The organism is Micromonospora antibiotica, assembly GCF_017599305.1.
GTDB lineage: Bacteria > Actinomycetota > Actinomycetes > Mycobacteriales > Micromonosporaceae > Micromonospora > Micromonospora antibiotica.
The window spans coordinates 18,978-37,601 of sequence record NZ_JAGFWR010000009.1; the positions used below are offsets into that span (position 1 = coordinate 18,978).

At 73.3% G+C, this 18,624-nt stretch carries 16 protein-coding genes; 9 read left to right on the plus strand and 7 right to left on the minus strand.

Annotated features, from left to right (window positions below):
* Positions 1-46 precede the first annotated feature (46 nt).
* From JQN83_RS17175 to JQN83_RS17195, 5 genes are read left to right on the plus strand one after another with little or no spacing between them, the layout of a single operon-like run.
* Positions 47-2,269, plus strand: a complete 2,223-nt coding sequence (locus JQN83_RS17175; protein ID WP_208568172.1) for a molybdopterin oxidoreductase family protein — start codon at positions 47-49, stop codon at positions 2,267-2,269.
* Positions 2,266-3,699, plus strand: a complete 1,434-nt coding sequence (locus JQN83_RS17180; protein WP_208568173.1) for an FAD-dependent oxidoreductase — start codon at positions 2,266-2,268, stop codon at positions 3,697-3,699. The genes JQN83_RS17175 and JQN83_RS17180 overlap by 4 nt, the downstream gene beginning before the upstream one ends.
* Before the next feature lie 29 nt (positions 3,700-3,728).
* Entirely contained in the window at positions 3,729-6,296 is a 2,568-nt protein-coding gene (nirB, locus tag JQN83_RS17185; RefSeq protein ID WP_208568174.1) for a nitrite reductase large subunit NirB, read from the plus strand.
* Positions 6,293-6,640, plus strand: a complete 348-nt coding sequence (gene nirD / locus JQN83_RS17190) for a nitrite reductase small subunit NirD (protein ID WP_208568175.1) — start codon at positions 6,293-6,295, stop codon at positions 6,638-6,640. Before nirB ends, nirD begins: the two co-directional genes overlap by 4 nt.
* Positions 6,640-7,728 (plus strand): uroporphyrinogen-III synthase, encoded by a 1,089-nt coding sequence (locus tag JQN83_RS17195; protein ID WP_208568176.1) that lies wholly within the window; start codon positions 6,640-6,642, stop codon positions 7,726-7,728. Before nirD ends, JQN83_RS17195 begins: the two co-directional genes overlap by 1 nt.
* A 72-nt stretch (positions 7,729-7,800) precedes the next feature.
* On the opposite strand, the gene JQN83_RS17200 is transcribed toward JQN83_RS17195, so the two are convergent.
* The 5 genes from JQN83_RS17200 to JQN83_RS17220 all read right to left on the minus strand — a co-directional run bounded on the left by JQN83_RS17200 (position 7,801) and on the right by JQN83_RS17220 (position 12,734).
* Positions 7,801-8,424: a GTP-binding protein gene (locus tag JQN83_RS17200; protein ID WP_208568177.1), complete on the minus strand. Its 624-nt coding sequence runs from the start codon at positions 8,422-8,424 to the stop codon at positions 7,801-7,803.
* Complete coding sequence (locus JQN83_RS17205; RefSeq protein WP_067313317.1) at positions 8,405-8,767, minus strand: DUF742 domain-containing protein; 363 nt, start codon at positions 8,765-8,767, stop codon at positions 8,405-8,407. The genes JQN83_RS17200 and JQN83_RS17205 overlap by 20 nt, the downstream gene beginning before the upstream one ends.
* An 84-nt stretch (positions 8,768-8,851) precedes the next feature.
* Positions 8,852-9,259 carry a roadblock/LC7 domain-containing protein gene (locus JQN83_RS17210; protein WP_067313320.1) on the minus strand — a complete coding sequence of 136 codons (408 nt, stop codon included), beginning with the start codon at positions 9,257-9,259 and terminating at the stop codon, positions 8,852-8,854.
* A complete protein-coding gene (locus JQN83_RS17215) occupies positions 9,256-12,576 on the minus strand; it encodes a sensor histidine kinase (RefSeq protein WP_208568178.1) in 3,321 nt (1,106 codons plus the stop codon). Before JQN83_RS17215 ends, JQN83_RS17210 begins: the two co-directional genes overlap by 4 nt.
* Positions 12,573-12,734, minus strand: coding sequence for a hypothetical protein (locus JQN83_RS17220; protein WP_208568179.1), 162 nt, complete (start codon positions 12,732-12,734; stop codon positions 12,573-12,575). Before JQN83_RS17220 ends, JQN83_RS17215 begins: the two co-directional genes overlap by 4 nt.
* Before the next feature lie 280 nt (positions 12,735-13,014).
* On the opposite strand from JQN83_RS17220, the gene JQN83_RS17225 reads away from it, so the two are divergent.
* Positions 13,015-14,196 (plus strand): ABC transporter substrate-binding protein, encoded by a 1,182-nt coding sequence (locus JQN83_RS17225; RefSeq protein ID WP_208568180.1) that lies wholly within the window; start codon positions 13,015-13,017, stop codon positions 14,194-14,196.
* A gap of 73 nt (positions 14,197-14,269) precedes the next feature.
* On the opposite strand, the gene JQN83_RS17230 is transcribed toward JQN83_RS17225, so the two are convergent.
* Positions 14,270-15,139: an ABC transporter permease gene (locus JQN83_RS17230; protein ID WP_208568181.1), complete on the minus strand. Its 870-nt coding sequence runs from the start codon at positions 15,137-15,139 to the stop codon at positions 14,270-14,272.
* 100 nt (positions 15,140-15,239) lie between these two features.
* The gene (locus JQN83_RS17235; RefSeq protein ID WP_208568182.1) at positions 15,240-16,268 is read right to left on the minus strand and encodes an ABC transporter substrate-binding protein; all 1,029 of its coding nucleotides are present in this window, start codon (positions 16,266-16,268) and stop codon (positions 15,240-15,242) included.
* Positions 16,269-16,530: 262 nt separating this feature from the next.
* On the opposite strand from JQN83_RS17235, the gene JQN83_RS17240 reads away from it, so the two are divergent.
* Genes JQN83_RS17240 through JQN83_RS17250 form a run of 3 tightly spaced genes read left to right on the plus strand, consistent with a single transcriptional unit; the run spans position 16,531 to position 18,574 of the window.
* A complete protein-coding gene (locus tag JQN83_RS17240) occupies positions 16,531-17,316 on the plus strand; it encodes an ABC transporter ATP-binding protein (protein ID WP_208568183.1) in 786 nt (261 codons plus the stop codon).
* Between the two features lie 2 nt (positions 17,317-17,318).
* Positions 17,319-18,269 (plus strand): LLM class F420-dependent oxidoreductase, encoded by a 951-nt coding sequence (locus JQN83_RS17245; protein WP_208568317.1) that lies wholly within the window; start codon positions 17,319-17,321, stop codon positions 18,267-18,269.
* Positions 18,266-18,574, plus strand: a complete 309-nt coding sequence (locus JQN83_RS17250; RefSeq protein ID WP_145921730.1) for a cupin domain-containing protein — start codon at positions 18,266-18,268, stop codon at positions 18,572-18,574. Before JQN83_RS17245 ends, JQN83_RS17250 begins: the two co-directional genes overlap by 4 nt.
* The last annotated feature ends 50 nt before the right edge of the window (positions 18,575-18,624 follow it).

The window sequence follows — 18,624 nt, forward strand, 5'->3', positions numbered from 1 at the left end:
AGAAGGGACCCCGGTCGGAAACCGCCCGGCGGCACGCTTTGCGGACATGACAGACGGTGCACGCGCCGCGACACGAACGGGGCCCCCGCCCCGGGAGACGGAAACGCACTGCCCGTACTGCGCGCTCCAGTGCGGCATGATCCTGCGGGACACCGACGGCCGGATCGAGGTCCGACCCCGGGAGTTCCCCACCAACCGCGGCGGGCTGTGCCAGAAGGGCTGGACCGCCGCCGAACTGCTCGACCACCCCGACCGGTTGACCACCCCGCTGGTCCGCGACCCGTCCGGCACGCTGCGCCCGGCCAGCTGGGACGTCGCGCTGGACCGGATCGCCGACGGGCTGCGCACCATCCAGCGGGCCCACGGCCGGGACGCGGTCGCGGTCTTCGGCGGCGGCGGGCTCACCAACGAGAAGGCGTACGCCCTCGGCAAGTTCGCCCGGGTGGCGCTGCGGACCCGGCACATCGACTACAACGGCCGGTGGTGCATGTCCTCCGCCGCGGCGGCCGGCCTGCGCGCCTTCGGCGTCGACCGGGGGCTGCCGTTCCCGCTGACCGACCTGGGCCGCACCGGAACCCTGCTGCTGGTCGGGGCGAACCCGGCCGAGACCATGCCGCCGCTGATGCGCCACGTGACCGACCAGCGGGCCCGGGGCGGCCGGCTGATCGTGGTCGACCCCCGGCTCACCGCCACCGCCCGCCAGGCCGACCTGCACCTGCAACCGCTGCCCGGCACCGATCTCGCGGTCGCCAACGCGCTGCTGCACATCGCGCTCACCGAAGGGCTGATCGACCGGGAGTACGTCGCCACCCGCACCGAGGGCTTCGACGCGGTACGCCGTACCGTCGCGGGGTACTGGCCGGCCGAGGTGGAACGGCTCTCCGGGGTGCCGGTGGCCGACCTGGAGGCGACCGCCCGCGCGCTCGGCACCGCCGACTCGGCGATGATCCTCACCGCCCGGGGCGCCGAACAGCACGCCAAGGGCGTCGACACGGTCAGCGCGTACGTCAATCTCGCCCTCGCCCTCGGCCTGCCCGGCCGCCCCCACTCCGGCTACGGCTGCCTCACCGGTCAGGGCAACGGCCAGGGTGGACGCGAGCACGGCCAGAAGTCCGACCAGCTCCCCGGCTACCGCAAGATCGACGACCCGGCGGCCCGCGCCCACGTCGCCGGGGTCTGGGGAGTCGACCCCGCCGAACTGCCCGGCCCCGGGGTGCCGGCCTACCAGCTGCTCGACTCGCTCGGCACCCCCGACGGCCCCCGGGCACTGCTGGTCTTCGGCTCCAACCCGGTGGTCTCCGCGCCCCGGGCGGCCCGGGTCGAGTCCCGGCTGCGCGGGCTGGACCTGCTGGTGGTGGCCGACTTCCTGCGCTCCGAGACGGCCGAGCTGGCCGACGTGGTGCTGCCGGTGGCCCAGTGGGCCGAGGAGGACGGCACGATGACCAACCTGGAGGGTCGGGTGCTGCGCCGCCGGGCGCTGCGCCCACCGCCCCCCGGCGTCCGCACCGACCTGACCGTCCTCGCCGAGCTCGCGGCCCGCCTCGACGACGCACCGGTCCCGGCGACGACGCCGGACGGCCCGGCCCCGACCACACCGACGACCACCCGGCCCGCCGTCCCGGCCCCGCGCACCCCTCCGGACCACGTCCCGGCCCCGCGTACCGCGCCGGACCGGTTCCCGACCGACCCGAGGGTCGTCTTCGCCGAGCTACGGCGGGCCTCCGCCGGGGGCGTCGCCGACTACGCCGGGGTCAGCTGGGACCGGATCGAATCCGCCGACGGGGTCTTCTGGCCGTGCCCCGACCCGGACGGGCCGGACTCCCCCCGGCTCTTCGCCGACACCTTCCCCACCCCCAGCGGCCGGGCCCGGTTCCACGCCGTGCAGCACCGGCCGGCGGCCGAGGAGGTCTGCGCCGACTACCCGCTGCACTTCACCACCGGGCGGGTGCTGGCCCAGTACCAGTCCGGCGCGCAGACCCGGCGGGTGGCCGCGCTGCACCGGGCCGCCCCGCACGGCTTCGTCGAGCTGCACCCCGACCTGGCCGACCGGCTCGGGGTGGCCGAGGGCGACGAGGTCCGGGTCGCCTCCCGCCGGGGTGAGCTGCGGGCACCGGCCCGGCTCAGCCCGACCATCCGACCCGACACCGTCTTCGCCCCGTTCCACTGGCCCGGGGCGGCGCGCGCCAACTCGGTCACCAACGACGCCCTCGACCCGGTCTCCGGGATGCCCGAGTTCAAGATCTGCGCAGTCCGGGTGGAGCGGGCATGACCGGGCAGATCGTGATCGTCGGATACGGGATGGCCGGCGCCCGGCTCGCCACCGAGCTGCACGCCCGCAACGGCGACCGGAAGGTCACCGTGCTCGGGGCGGAACCGCACCGGGCGTACAACCGGATCATGCTCTCCACGCTGCTGGCCGGCAAGGTCGACGAGCCCGACGTCGAGCTGGCCGAGGTCGCCGGGCAGGGCACCGACGTGCGGACCGGGGTGGTGGCCGCCGCAATCGACCGGGCCACCCGGACGGTGCACACCACCGACGGCGACCGGATCGACTACGACCACCTGGTCCTCGCCACCGGCAGCCGGGCCGTGGTGCCCCCGCTGCCCGGCCTCGACCCGGCCGCCCTGCCGCCCCGGGTCGCCGTCTTCCGCACCCTGGCCGACTGCCGCCGCATCCTCGCCACCGCCCGCACCGCCCGCACCGCGCTGGTGCTCGGCGGTGGGCTGCTCGGCCTGGAAGCGGCGCGCGGCCTGGCCGCCCGGGGGTTGGCGGTGACCGTGGTGCACCCCCACCCGCACCTGATGGAACGCCAGCTCGACCCGGCCGCCGGGGAGGTGCTCGCCGCCACGCTCGCCGGGCTCGGCGTCACCACCCGACGGGGGGTGCCGGCGACCGGGTTGGCCACCGACGACGACGGGGTCAGGCTCGACCTGGCCGACGGCACCACCCTGCACGCCGACCTGCTGGTGCTCTCCTGCGGGGTGCGCCCCGACACCGACCTCGCCACCGCCGCCGGGCTGGCCGTCGACCGGGGGGTGCTGGTCGACGACCGGCTACGCACCGACGACGAGTCGATCTCGGCGATCGGCGACTGCGCCCGCACCGGCGGCCCGACCGGGCTCGTCGCACCCGCCTGGGCACAGGCCCGGGTGGTCGCCCGGCTGCTCACCGGCGAGGACCCGGCGGCCCGCTACCGGCCCCGCCCGGTGGTGACCCGGCTCAAGGCCGCAGGGATCGACCTGGCCGCGATGGGCGACCCGACGGGCGGCCCCGGCGAGGAGTTGACCTTCGCCGACCCGGCCCGCGGAACGTACGCCCGGCTGCGCATCCACCACGACCGGCTGACCGGGGCGATCCTGCTCGGTGACAACCCGGCCGTCGGCACGGTCGTGCAGCTCTTCGACCGGGGCGCCCCGGTCCCCACCGACCGGCGGGCGCTGCTGCTCGGCCGGTCGCTCGGCAGCGCCCCCGCGACACCCGCCGCCTCCCCGGCGCTGATGCCGGACGCGGTGACCGTCTGCCAGTGCAACGACGTCGACAAGGGCACCCTGGTGCGCTGCTGGCGCTCCGGCGCCCGGACCGTCGACGCGGTGGTCGCCGCGACCCGGGCCGGGACCGGCTGCGGAGGCTGCCGGCAGGCCGTCGAGGGCATCGTCGGCTGGCTGTCCGAGGTGGACTCGGTGGGGACGACCCGATGACCGTGATGACATCACGAGGAGGTGACCCGATGACCGGTGGACGATTGGTCGTCGTCGGCAACGGCATGGTCGGCCAACGGTTCGTCGAGGCGCTGCGCGCCCGCGACCACGACCGGCGCTGGCAGGTGACGGTGCTCGCCGAGGAACCCCGCCCGGCGTACGACCGGGTACGACTGTCGGCGTTCTTCGACGGGGTGTCCGCCGAGGAGCTCAACCTGCACACCCCCGACGAGGGGGTGCGGCTGCACCTCGGCGAGCCGGTCACCGGGATCGACCGGGACCGGCGGGTGGTGACCACCGCGACCGGGGAGCACCCGTACGACGCGCTGGTGCTGGCCACCGGGTCGTACCCGTTCGTCCCGCCGGTGGCCGGCATGGACCTGCCGGGCGTCTTCGTCTACCGCACCCTGGACGACCTGGAGGCGATCCGGGAGCACGCCCGGGGCCGGGTGACCGGGGCGGTGATCGGCGGCGGCCTGCTCGGTCTGGAGGCCGCCAACGCGCTGCGGCTGCTGGGGCTGCGCACCCACGTGGTGGAGTTCGCGCCCCGGCTGATGCCGGTGCAGGTCGACGAGGCGGGCGGCGCGATGCTGCGGCGTTACGTCGAGGAGCTGGGCGTCACCACCCACCTCGGGGTGGGCACCACCGCGCTGCGGCCCGGCCCGACCGGCACGGTCGCCGCGCTGGACCTCTCCGACGGCGGCACGGTCGACGCCGACCTGGTGGTGGTGGCCGCCGGCATCCGGCCCCGCGACGAGCTGGCCCGCGCCGCCGGGCTGGGCCTCGGCCCCCGGGGCGGGGTGCTGGTCGACGGGAGCTGCCGCAGCGACGACGAGCGGATCTGGGCGGTCGGCGAGTGCGCGGCCGTCGACGGCACCTGCCACGGACTGGTCGCCCCCGGCTACGCGATGGCCGAGGTGGTGGCCGACCGGCTGCTCGGCGGCGCGGCCACCTTCCCCGGCGCGGACAGCGCCACCAAGCTCAAGCTGCTCGGCGTCGACGTGGCATCGTTCGGTGACGCCCACGGCACCACCCCCGGCTGCCTGGACGTCACGTTCACCGACCCGGTCACCCGCTCGTACGCGAAGCTGGTCCTCTCCGACGACGCGCGGACGCTGCTCGGCGGGGTGCTGGTCGGGGACGCGACCGCCTACCCGACGTTGCGGGCCAGCGTCGGCGGGCCGCTGCCCGCTCCCCCGTTGACGCTGCTGGCCCCGGCCGGCGAGGGCGGCGGCGGGGTGACCGCGCTGCCCGGTGCGGCGCAGGTCTGCTCCTGCAACGCGGTGACCCGCGACGACATCGACGCGGCGATCGCCGGCGGGGCGTGCGACGTGCCGGCGTTGAAGGCGTGCACCCGGGCCGGGACGAGCTGCGGCTCCTGCGTGCCGATGCTCAAGCAGTTGCTCGACGCGGCCGGGGTGCAGCAGTCCACGGCGCTGTGCGAGCACTTCGACGCCAGCCGGCAGGAGTTGTTCGACATCGTCCGGGTGCGCGGCATCCGGACGTTCTCGCAGCTCGTCGCCGAGCACGGCCGGGGCCGGGGCTGCGACGTCTGCAAGCCGGTGGTGGCCTCGATCCTCGCGTCGCTGGGCACCGGGCACGTGCTCGACGGCGAGCAGGCGTCGTTGCAGGACACCAACGACCACTTCCTGGCCAACCTGCAACGCGACGGCAGCTACTCGGTCGTGCCCCGGATCCCGGGCGGCGAGATCACCCCGGACAAGCTGATCGTGATCGGTGAGGTGGCCCGCGACTTCCAGCTCTACACCAAGATCACCGGCGGGCAGCGCATCGACCTGTTCGGCGCGCGGGTCGAGCAGCTCCCGCAGATCTGGCGGCGGCTGGTCGACGCCGGCTTCGAGTCCGGCCACGCGTACGGCAAGGCGCTGCGCACGGTGAAGTCCTGCGTCGGCGAGACCTGGTGCCGCTACGGGGTGCAGGACTCGGTCGGCCTGGCCGTCGCGCTGGAACTGCGTTACCGGGGGTTGCGGGCCCCGCACAAGCTCAAGTCCGCCGTCTCCGGCTGCGCCCGGGAGTGCGCCGAGGCCCGCAGCAAGGACTTCGGCATCATCGCCACCGACACCGGGTGGAACCTCTACCTCGGCGGCAACGGCGGTTTCCGGCCCCGGCACGCCGACCTGTTCGCCACCGACCTGACCACCGACGAGCTGATCACCCTGATCGACAGGTTCCTGATGTTCTACGTCCGCACCGCCGACCGGCTGCAACGCACCTCCGCCTGGATCGAGGCGATGGACGGTGGCCTGGAGCACCTCCGGTCGGTGATCGTCGACGACTCGCTCGGGCTCTGCGCCGAACTCGACGCGGCGATGGCCCGGCACGTCACGTCCTACTCCGACGAGTGGCGCGACGTGCTCGACGACCCGGAACGGCTGCGCCGGTTCACCTCCTTCGTCAACGCCCCCGAGGTGCCGGACCCGTCGATCACCTTCGCCGTGGAACGCGGCCAGCCGGTACCGACACGCGGTCCCGTCGCCGCCGGGGCCGCACCACCGGACGGGGCCGCCGCCCCCGCCGGGGCACCCACCCGGCGTCGCCAGCCCGTCGTCCTCGGCCTGCCGGAGGTGCGGCGATGAGCGACACCGTCACCATCGGCTGGGCCCCGGTCTGCCCGCTGGAGAGGCTGGAACCCGAGCGCGGCGTCGCCGCCCTGGTCGACGGCGTCCAGGTGGCCATCTTCCGCACCGACGACGAGCTGTTCGCGGTCGACAACCTCGACCCGCTCAGCGGCGCGTACGTGATGTCGCGGGGCATCGTCGGCAGCCGGGGCGGGGTGCCCACCGTCGCCTCCCCCCTGCACAAGCAGGTGTACGACCTGCGAACCGGGCTGTGCCTGGACCTGCCCGGGGTGACCCTGCCCCGGTACGACGTCCGCTGCCGGGACGGCCTGGTCGAGGTGCGGCTGCGACAGGAGGAGTGATGCGGGACGAACTGGCCGGCTTCACCATCGGGGTGACCGCCGACCGGCGACGCGACGAGTTGGCCGCGTTGCTGGAACGGCGCGGTGCCCGGGTGGTGCTCGCCCCGGCCCTGCGGATCGTGCCGCTGGCCGACGACACCGACCTGCGGGACGCCACCCGGGCCTGCCTGGACCGGCCACCGGACGTGCTGATGGCCAACACCGGCATCGGGATGCGCGGCTGGTTGGAGGCGGCCGAGGGCTGGGGGCTGGCCGAGCCGCTGAAGAACGTGCTGTCCCGGGCCTACGTGGTGGCCCGGGGCCCCAAGGCGCGCGGCGCGATCCGGGCCGCCGGCCTGCACGACCAGTGGTCGCCGGCCTCGGAGAGCTGCGAGGAGGTGGTCGAGCACCTGTGCCGACGTGGGGTGGCCGGGCAGGTGATCGCCATGCAACTGCACGGCGACCGGCAACCGGAGTGCACCGAGGCCCTGGAGGCCGCCGGGGCCACCGTGATCGAGGTGCCCGTCTACCGGTGGGCCCCACCGACCGACCCGGCCCCGCTGCACCGGCTGATCGACCTCGTCGCCGGCCGGCTGGTCGACGCCGTCACCTTCACCTCCGCCCCGGCGGCGGAGGCGCTGCTGCGCGCCGCCGGGGACCGTACCGAGACGGTGCTGGCCGCGTTGCGGGGCGACGTGCTGGTCAGCTGCGTCGGCGCGGTCACCGCCGAACCGCTGGTGCGGCGGGGCGTGCCGGTCAGCGCGCCGACCCGGGCCCGGCTCGGCGCGCTGGTCCGCACCATCGTGGACGAACTGCCCCGCCGAACCGTCACGGTCAAGGCGGCCGGGCACCTGCTGACCCTGCGTGGGCACGCCGCCGTCATCGACGGGGAGCTGCGGCCCCTGGCACCCGCGCCGATGGCGGTGCTGCGGGCGCTCGCCGCCCAGCCCGGTCGGGTGCTGTCCCGGACCGAACTGCTGCGCACGCTGCCCCGGGGGGCCGACGAGCACGCGGTGGAGATGGCGGTGGCCCGGCTGCGGGTGGGGCTGCGGGCACCCCGGGTGGTGCAGACCGTGGTCAAGCGCGGCTACCGGCTCCGGGTGGAGTGAGCCGGCAGCGGACCACCGGTGGTGACGCCCCGGCCCGGAGGCTGCGCCGTCACCACCGGTGACCGTCCGCGCTCAGCCCACCGGCGTCGGGAAGCCCCGGCCGTGCTCGGCCTGGAGCCGGAGCATGGCGTGCTCCACCACCGTCACCAGGACCTGCTTGACCGACTCCCGGTCCCGGGCGTCGCACATCACCAGCGGCACGTCCGCCGAGATGGCCAACGCCTCGCGGACCTCGTCCGGCTCGTACAGGTCCGAGCCGTCGAACCGGTTCAGCGCCACCACGTACGGGAGTTTGCGGTTCTCGAAGTAGTCCAACGGGGCGAAGGCGTCGGTGATCCGCCGGGTGTCCACCAGCACGGCGGCACCCACCGCACCCCGGATGATCTCGTCCCACATGAACCAGAACCGGGTCTGCCCGGGGGTGCCGAACAGGTACAGGATCAGGTCCTGCGCCATGGTGATCCGGCCGAAGTCCATGGCGACCGTGGTGGTCTCCTTGCCGGGCACCTTCGACGGATCGTCGATGCCGACGCCGGCGGCGGTCATCAGCGCCTCTGTGGTCAGCGGAGTGATCTCGGAGATCGCCCCGACCAGGGTCGTCTTGCCCACGCCGAAGCCGCCCGCGACCACGATCTTCGCGGAGACGATTCCCCGGCTCTGGCGCGACCCGACGGGGTCATAGCCTGCGAAGTCCACTTAGCACCCTTCCAAGGATTTCCATTCGCTCCTCGAACCCCTCGGCGGGAGCGGCAGTGTGTAGCGTGAGCAGACCGTCGGCGACCAGGTCGGCGACCAGCACCCGGGCGACGCCCAACGGCATCCGGGTGTAAGCGGCGATCTCCGCCAGCGACTGCGCCCGGCCCTCGCAGACGGTGGCGATCCGGTACTTGTCGTGGCCGGCGAAGCGGGACTCGGCCACCTGGGTCGCACTGGAGGTGAGCACCGCCTCCAGTGCGATGTCCCGGCTCGGCTCGGTGCGGCCCCGGGTGACCGCGTACGGACGCACCAACGCCCCGCGCGGGTCCCGTCGGGGGTCCATGCCGCGATCACCTCCTTCCGCCCGGGTCCGGCCCGGATGCGTCGTCCCTCCGGCCGGACGCGGTCGCGCCCGGCCTCACCGGTGCTACGAACGCACGGCGTCCCGGGGCAGCGGCACCAACGCCGCACCCACCCGTTCGACCAGCAACGCCATCTCGTAGCCGACCTGACCCACGTCACAGCTGCGGGCGGCGAGCACCGCCATCGACGAACCGTCGCTGATCGACATGAGGAACAGGTAACCGCTGTCCATCTCGATCACTGTCTGCAGCACCCCGCCCGCGCTGAACATCCGGGCGGCACCCTCGGTCAGACTCACCACGCCGGAGGTGATCGCGGCGAGCTGGTCGGCCCGGTCGGTGGGCAGGTCCCGCGAGGAGGCGAGCAGCAGCCCATCCGCGGACACCGCCACCACGTGGGCGATGCCCGCCACGCTGTCGGCGAAGTTGGTGAGCAGCCAACCCATGTCCTGCATGGCAGCTGGCCTGTTCATCGGTTCGTCTCCTTGGTCGAGGTGCTGTTGAGGTCCGCGCCTGCGGTGCGTCCGCGCTGCACGCCGCGGTGGTAGGCCGAGAGCAGGCCGCGTACTTCGTCGGGGGTGCGGCGGCTGCGGTCCCGGCCCTCCTTCGGCTCGATCCCGCCGGGGACGAGCTGCGCCTGCGGCACCCGCTTCGGCAGGCCGGAACGGGTGGTGCCGGCGTTGGCCGGTTCGGCCGCCTGGCTGGCCCGGGTCCAGCCCTCGTCGGCCGCTGTCCGCCAGGCGTCGGCGTCGGCGGCCGGTGGGCCTGCCGGCGCCTCGGGCGCGGCCGGCGGGGTGGTGCCGAATGTCGACGCCGCGGTGGGGGCGGCCGGCGCGGTGGTGCCGAACGTGGACGCCGCGGTGGGGGCCGGCGGTACGGGTCCGGTGGCGGCGGGCGCTTGCGGGGCCGCCGGGGCGGGTGTGACGGTCGGGGTGCCGGCGGCCGTGGGTGCCGTCGGTACCCGGGTGGGCAGCGGCGGGCGGGTCGGCTTGCTCGCGCCGTTGGACCGCGGCGGTGCGGCCGGCGGTTCCTCGTCGAAGCGGGGCCGGGTGAAGATCGCGGTGGCGTCGTCGCCGTGCGACCGGAACCACACCGCCTCCATCTCCCGGAAGATCGGCGAGTCGGCCGGCCGGTCCGGGCGGGCGACCACCGGTGCGGCCGGCGCCGGCGGGGTGTAGGACGCGGCCGGTGCGGTGTACGGCTGGGCGGCCGGTGCGGCGTACGCGGCCGGCTGGGCCGCCGGGGCGAACGCCGCCGCGGCGGCGGCCGGGGCGAACGGGGTGGCCGCCGGAGCACCCGCGTACGGGGTGGCGGCGGGCGCACCGGCGTACGGGGTGGCCGCCGGGGCACCGGCGTACGGAGCCGCCGCCGGGGCACCGGCGAACGGCATGGCCGGCGCACCGTAGGACTCCGTCGGGGCGGGCGTGGCACCGGCGACCGGGCCGACCGGGAGCACCGGGGCGGACTCGCCCGGCGCGGCCCGACGCGGCAGCGGGTCGATGGTCGGGTTCGCCACCGTCGGGCTGCCGGCCGAGAAGGCCCCGAACCCGGAGTCGGCCGACGGGGCGGGGACCGGCGCGAACGGTGGGGCGGAGACCGGGCCGCCGAACTGCACGGCGGGGGCGGTCTCCCGGGCGTCCACCGGCGGCTGCCACGGCGCGGGCGCCGGTGGGGCGGTGCGCCACTGGTCGTTCAGCGTCGCCGCCGCGCTGCGGGCACCGCTGAAGGCGCCGCCGATGCCGGACGACGCGGGCGACGGCTGCTCGACCGCGAGCGGCTGGCGCGGGCGGCTGACCGCCTGGTCGCGGCCCCGGTGGGCGGGCAGGACCACGGTGGCGTTGGGCAGCGTCACCTGGGCGACGGTGCCGCCCTCGACGTTGCGGCGCAGCTCCACCCGGACGCCGTAGCGGCTGGCCAGCCGGCTGACCACGGCCAGACCCATCAGCCGGAACGCGGCCACGTCCACGGTCGGCGGGGCGGCGAGGCGGCGGTTGAGCGAGTCGAGCTGCTCGTCGGTGAGGCCGAGTCCCCGGTCCTCGATCTGGATCAGCACGTAGTCGCGGATCCGCCGGCCGTCGGCGACGACGGTGGTGGTCGGCGGCGAGAAGCGGGTGGCGTTGTCCAGCAGCTCGGCGACGAGGCGTACCACGTCGTTGACGGCGTGGGCGGCGACCGAGATGTCGGTGTCGACGGTGCCGAACTCGATCCGGTTGTAGAGCTCCACCTCGGACTGGGCGGCGCGCAGCACGTCGACCAGCAGCGCGTCGTCGCGGCGCGGCACGGCCGAGTCGGCACCGGCCAGCACGAGCAGGTTCTCGTCGTTGCGGCGCATCCGGGTGGCGAGGTGGTCCAGTTCGAAGAGCTGGGCGAGCCGCTTCGGGTCCTCCTCGCCGCGCTCGATCGCGTCCAGTTCGCCGATCATCCGGTCGACCAGGGTCTGACTGCGGCGGGCCAGGTTGAGGAACATCGCCGAGACGCTGGTCCGCAGCGCGGCCTGCTCGGCGGCGACCCGGACGGCCTCCCGGTGGACCACGTTGAACGCCAGGGCCACCTGGCCGACCTCGTCCCGGTTGGTCAACCGGATCGGGTCCCGCACCTGGCGGACGATCTCCTCGACCCCGCCGTCGCCGACGCTGCCCATGTTCTGCAACCGCTTGACCGCGTCCGGCAGGTCGTGGTTGGCCACCGAGAGGGCACCCTCCCGCAGCCGGCGCAGCGAGTGGTTGAGCGAGCGGGCCAGCACCACGGCGAGGGTGATCGCGACGATCAGGGTGAGCAGCACCAGCACCGTCTCGATGACGGCCTGCTGGATGACGTCGCTGCGGGCCTGCTCGGAGCGGGCGAGCAGGGTCTCCTGGAGCTGGATCTCAGTCCACCGCATCAGGTCGTTGACCGCGCCGATCGCGGCGCTGGCGTCACCGGCGCTGATCGGGCTGCGCTGGCCGACCGAGCGGGTGATGTCGGCGGCCACCCGGTCGGCGAGGCCGACGGCGTCACCGGAGACCGCGCTGAAGACCAGCGCACGTTGGGTGGGGTCGGCGGCGAGGGAGAAGCCGAGCAGTGCCTCCTGCTGACTGGTCAGGGTCGCCACGAACGAGGAGAACTGCTCCTCGTCGAGGCGTCCGCTGACCAGCGCGGTGTAGGCGACCGCCTCCTCCTCGGCGACGGCGGACTTGGCCCGGCTGAACGCGGCCACCGCGCGGCGGGCGTCCGCGAGACTCTCCTGGCCGGCCAGCTGGGCCAGGGTGTCGCCGTACGAGACCAGGTCGGTGAGGATCACGCCGTACCGCAGGGTGGCCTCGGCGACGGGCATCTGCCGGCGGTCGAGCACCTCCTGCCGGGTCGCGTCGAGCGTGCGCAGGTGGTCGTCGATCACCTTGAGCCGGTCCCGCACGGCGGCCGGGACCTCACCGAGGTCGGCCCGCTCGGCCCGGTAGGCGTTGATCCGCTCACCGGTGGCCCGGACCCGCAGGTTGTAGTCGTCCGGGAGCAGCTGCGGGTTGGCCAGGTAACCGGCGGCGGCCATCCGCTCCTTGTGCAGATCCTGCGTGAGCGCCGAAACGTCGATGGAGAGCGCGGTCAGCGAACGGATCTGGGTGGCGTCGACCGCACCCTCGGTAGTGGAGACGAGTCGGATTGTCGCCAGTGCGATGACCGCTGCGACCGGTACGACCAGAATGAGGGCGAGTTTGGAACGAATCCGCGCATCCCGAAGCCGGGGCAGTCGGCGCTCCCGTTCGGTTCCGGCGCTTTCGCCTGGCTCGGGCAGGGTCGTCGGTCCGGTGCTCACGACATCGCCTCCGTCGTATCTTCCACACGCCTGACCCGCCGACCCGCGCCTGGTGCGACGGACAGCGCCACGCGCGGCACGGCCGCGATTTCATCAGAGAAGATCCTGTTTGGGAAGCCGCGTTCGGACAGGAATCGGTCGACCAGCATGCTGATCACCGTTTTCCCTGCTTAGCAGGCCACCCCTGAACAGGGCATGTCACTCCAGAGTGTTCGTACGCCTCTGATGAGTGAGCATGGGTAAATATCTGATGTCCCCACAATGTGAGATTCGCGTCCCGAAACCGCCGACAGCATCCGCGCTTGACCGCACGCCCCGGCATTGGCAAGGTTTTGCAGGCTTTCGCGCACACCGTACGGCACACAATCCCGTTTCTCCACTGAGGACGGACTAGCGGCGGTGACCGGGTCCGTCCCGCGCCGCACCTGGAGGACTGAGTTGAGCCCCATCCGCTCCGCGACCATCGTGGCGCTCGCATCGGCCGTGCTGGCCACCACGCTCACCGGCTGCTCGTTCGGCGCGACAGAGGAGGACGACAGCCCGATCACGATCGCCGCCGATCTCGAACTCTCCGGCGTCGCCGCGCCGGTCGGCAAGGCGTACCAGCGCGCCCTGGATCTGAAGGTCGAGCAGTTGAACTCCTCCGGCGCCCTGGGCTCCCGGAAGATCAAACTGGTGGTCAAGGACAACCGGTCCGACGCCAACGAGTCGCTGCGCAACATCGGCGACTTCAGCAACGACTCCACGGTCAACGCCATCATCATGGGCGGCTGCAACGAATGCGCCGTCGGCGCCGCGCGCACCATCAACGAACGGAAGGTGCCGACGATCGCACTCGCGCCGTCGGGCGCGGTCGCCAGCCCCGTCCCCGAACGCCGGTACGTGTTCAAGCTCGCGCCGAACGCGGGCGACAGCGCCGCCGCGCTCACCGCCGAACTGCGGCGGCGCGGGATCACCGAGGTCGGCATCCTGCACAGCGACGACGACTACGGCCGCGAGGGACTGACCGCGCTGGAGGGCGAGTTCCGCAAGGTCGGCATCAAGCGGGTCCGCGCCGAGGCGGTACGCACCACCGACACCGAACTCGCCGCACCGGTTCGCCGGCTGGTCGACCGCGAGCCCACCGGGCTGGTCATCTGGACCCCGCCGGAGCAGGCCACCCTCGCCGCCACCGCCGCCGACCAGTCCGGTTACTCCGGGTCGCTCTTCCTCGACGCCGCCGCGGCCGGTGACCTCTTCCTGGGCGGCTCCGGCCGGGCCACCGAGCGGGCCACCCTGATCTTCACCCAGACCATGGTGATCGACGACGTCATCGCCACCACCCCGGCCAAGGCCGCCCGCCGGCAGTGGTTCCAGGACTACACGGCCCGGTTCGGCGGCTACAACGGCCTCTCGTCGTTCGCCGCCGACGCCGTCCAGCTGATCGCCGACTCGGCGGTACGGGCCGGCGGCCCGAGTGGCCGGGTCAACCGGGACGGCCTGCGGGACGTGCTGGAGACGTCCCAGCTGGACGGCCTGTCCGGGCCGATCCGGATGACCCCGGACAACCACTCCGGGCTGATGCCGCAGGCGCTGACCACCCTGGTGGCCCGGGGCGGCCGGTGGCGGCTGGCGAGCTGACCGCCCCCGACCGACGGGCCGGCCCCCGGGTGGGGCCGGCCCGTCGGTGCTTCGGGTCGGGTGGCTGCGGGGGTCAGCGGGCCGAGGTGGTGGCCCGGACCCAGGGCAGGGCCAGCCGCTCGACCAGCGACAACGCCGAATAGAGCAGGATGCTCATCGCCGCGATCAGCACGATCGCCGCCCAGGCCGTGGCGGTGTCGCCGACCCCGTTGTACTGGAGGATCTGGTAGCCCAGGCCCGGCTTGTCGGAGTAGAACTCCCCGATCACCGCGCCGATCGCGGCCAGCGGCATCGCCACCTTCAGCCCGACGAAGATCTGCGGCAGGGCGGCCGGGAACCGCACCTTGCGGAACGACTGCCACCAGGAGGCGTTCAGCGACCGGGCCAGCTCGGCCAGGTCCGCCGGGGTGGTGGTCAGCCCGGTGGCGGTGGAGAGCACGATCGGAAAGAAGCAGAGCAGGAACACCATGGTCAGGATCGGCTTCGAACCCCAGCCGACCGAGACCACCAGCAGCGGCCCCAGCGCGATCTTGGGCACCGCGTTGATCGCCACCAGCAGCGGGGCGAACATCCGCTCGGCCCGCCGGGAGGCGGCCAGCGCCATCCCGATCAGCACCCCGGCGACCGTCGACAGCAGGAAACCGAGGACCGTCATCAGGGTCGTCGTGCCCAGCGCCGGGAAGAGCACGTCCGCCGATACGGTCAGGGACGTCCAGACCGCCTGCGGTGGCGGCAGGGACGACGGGTGCACCAGGTGCAGCCCGGAGGTGACCACCCACCAGACGGCCACCGTGACCACCAGGCCGGCCAGCGGCAGGCCGACCGCCGCCGGGCGTACCCGGGACCAGGGTGACCGGGCGCGCGGTGGGGGCGCGGCCTGAACCGTGGGGGTCGGCGGTCCGGCCGACCCGGGTACGGGACGGGTCCGGATCGAGTCCGTCACAGGATCCTCCTCTCCTGCCGGCACGCTGGCCGGCACGCGAACGGGGGTGCGCCCACCGGTCGTCCCGCTGGGTCGCACCCCCGTGGCACCTCGGCGTCGATCAGGCCTTCGGGACGAGGTTGAAGTCGATGATCTGGTCCGGGGTGATGTTCGACTTGAGCGCGCCGGCGCCCTGGAGGATCGCGATGCTCTTGGCGACCCGGTCGCTGTCCAGCGTGCCGATCGCGGTGCCGGAGTTGCTGGAACGCACGTAGCCGGCCATCAGCTGCAACTCGGCAGCGGCGGCGGCCGGGTTGGTGGTGTCCACGTTCTTCTTCAGGATCTCGGCCGCCTCCTGCGGGTTGGCCAGGGCGTACTCAAGGCCCTTGAGCAGCGCGGCGGTGAACTTCTTCACCTTCTCCGGGTTCTCCTTGGCGATCTTGCTGGAGGTGATCAGCGCGTTGCCGTAGAGGTCCTGCATCACGTTGCTGTACGGCAGCACGACGGGCTTCTTCTTGGTGACCGCCTCGACGGTCGGCTGACCGACGACGAACTGGCCGATGCCGTCGACCTGGCCGGAGGCCAGCGTGCCCATCAGGGTCTGCGCGTCACCGTTGACCCAGGTGACCTTGTTGTAGTCCACCCCGGCCATCCGGGCGTACGTCGGGAAGAGGTTGCGCACGACGGAGCCGGGGGTGTCCGCGAGCTTCTTGCCCTCCAGGTCCTTCGGCGTGGCGATGTTCTTGCCCTCGACCGAGACGATGGCGGCCATGGTGCGCTGCTGGATCGCGGCGACCGCCACGAAGTCCTTGGCCACCCCGTTGCCGACCTGGAGCAGGCCGCCGGTCAGGTCGATCGGACCGAAGTCGGCCTGGCCGCCGACGATGGTCTGGATGACCGCGCCGGTGCCCTGACCGGGCTTGATCTCCACCTCGAAGCCGGCCTCCTTGAAGAAGCCCTTGTCCTTCGCCACCCAGGCGTACGAGTCGCGACCGAAGTTGCCGAACGAGGTGAGGTAGGTCACCTTCTCCAGCGACTTGCCGTCGCCGGTCTTTGCGTCCGCCGAGTCGGACCCGCCACTGCAGGCGGATACCAGAGCGAGGGCGGTGGCCAGGGTGGCCGCGGCGACCGTGCGGGTCAGCCTTGTCATCTGTGCACCATGTCCTTTCCGACCGGGCGGTGTGCCCGGAGGGGGTTGTCGTTCCGGCGGGACGGCGTGAGGGGGCGCCGACGCAGCCGTCGTGAAGGGACTCTTCGCTGGCACAGCGTACGAGACACTTACCGTCACCACACCAGGCGGATCGGGTTGCGGAACGGAAACAACTCGACTCCACCCCGGACGGTGAGCGGCCGGCACGCTGGGGATATCCTTGTCGGATTCCTGACCGCCGACTCAGGGGAGACCGACGGCGATGATCAGACTGTCCGATGTGTCGCGTACCTTCGACGGCCGTTCCGGGCGGGTGGAGGCGCTGCGCGGGATCGACCTCGACGTGGCCGAGGGCGAGTTCGTCGCCGTGCTCGGCCGCTCCGGCTGCGGCAAGTCCACTCTACTCAGGATGATCGCCGGGTTGCTGCCCGTCAGCAGCGGCGAGATCACCGTCGCCGGCAGCCCGATCACCCGGCCCCGCCGGGACGTCGCGATGCTCTTCCAGAAACCCGCCCTGCTCCCCTGGCGCACGGTGCTCGACAACGTGCTGCTGCCGGCCGAGATCTTCGGCTGGAGCCGCGCCAAGCACCGCGAACGCGCCCGCCAACTGCTGGAACTCTCCGGCCTGGCCGGCTTCGAGAAGCGGTTGCCGCACGAACTCTCCGGTGGCATGCAGCAGCGGGTGTCGCTGTGCCGGTCGCTGATCGGCGAACCCCGGGTGATGCTGATGGACGAGCCCTTCTCCGCCCTGGACGCGCTCACCCGGGAGGAACTCTCCGGCGAACTGCAACGGGTGCACATGGAGACCGGGGCGACCGTCGTCTTCGTCACCCACTCCATCGACGAAGCGGTGCTGCTCGCCGACCGGGTGGTCGTGCTCAGCCCCCGCCCCGGGCGGATCCGCAAGATCGTCGACGTGGACATCCCCCGGCCCCGCACCCTCGGCCGCAACGCCCACCTGGCCGATGTCGCCCGGGTCAGCGCCGACCTGCACGAACTGCTGATGGAACGGGAGACACCGGCGACCGCCGGGGTGGAGGGACGATGACCGTGCGAGTGGCGATCTTCACCGAGCCGCACCGGGGCGCCAGCTACGACGACCAGCTCCGGTTCGCCCAGCTCTGCGAGGCCGGCGGCTTCGACGGGTTCCTCCGGGCCGACCACTACCGGGCGATGGGCGACGAACCCGGGCTGCCCGGCCCCACCGACGCCTGGCTGACCCTGGCCGCACTCGCCCGCGAAACCTCCCGCATCCGGCTCGGCACCCTGGTCACCTCGGCCACCTTCCGGCTGCCCGGCCCGCTGGCCGTGATGGTCGCCCAGGTCGACCAGATGAGCGGCGGCCGGGTCGAGCTGGGCATCGGCGCCGGCTGGTACGAACGGGAACACACCGCGTACGGCATCCCCTTCCCCAAGGTCGGCGAACGCTTCGACCGGCTCGCCGAGCAGCTGGAGATCGTCACCGGGCTGTGGCGCACCCCGGTCGGCGAGACCTACAGCTGGGCCGGCGAGCACTACCAGCTCGTCGAAGCCCCGGCCCTACCCAAGCCGGTCCAACAGCCCGGCCCGCCGATCATCATCGGCGGCCGGGGCCCGAAACGCACCCCCGACCTCGCCGCCCGGTACGCCGACGAGTTCAACATGCCGTTCAAGTCGGTCGAGGAGACCGCCGAGGCGTACGACCGGGTACGGGAGGCGTGCGACCGGACCGGCCGGACCGGGTCGGGACGGGCACCGCTGGTGCTCTCCGCCGGGATCGTGGTGGCGATCGGGCGTACCGACGCCGAAGCCCAGCGCCGGGCCGCACCGCTGCACGTCAAGAGCGCCCTGCCGCCGGAGGACCCGGTGGTCGGCTCCCCCGCCCAACTGGTCGACCGGATCGGCGAGTTCGCCGCGATCGGGGCCACCCGGGTCCACCTGCGGTTGATCGAACTCGACGACCTCGACCACCTGGAGCTCATCGCCGCCGAGGTGCTCCCCCAACTGGACGGAACCCGATGACCGACGTGACCCACGACCTCGAACTCGGCCCGGTCGGCCAGGAGATCGTCTTCGAGAACGACCGGGTCCGGGTGTGGCACATCCGGCTCGCCCCGGGTGAGCGGCAGCCGCTGCACCGGCACGACCACCCGTACCTGGTGGTGGCGATCGAGGGCGCGAAGAACGTGGTGCAGACGATCGACGGGACCAGGATCGACGCCGACGAGCCCACCGGCGGGGTGGTCTACCGGGACCCGGGTGCCGTCCACATGCTCACCAATGTCGGGGACACGACCTACCTGGCCCGCCTGGTGGAACTCAAGTAGTCGCTGGTAGCGCTTGGGTAACAGCTGGTCCCGGCCGCGCCGCGCCACAG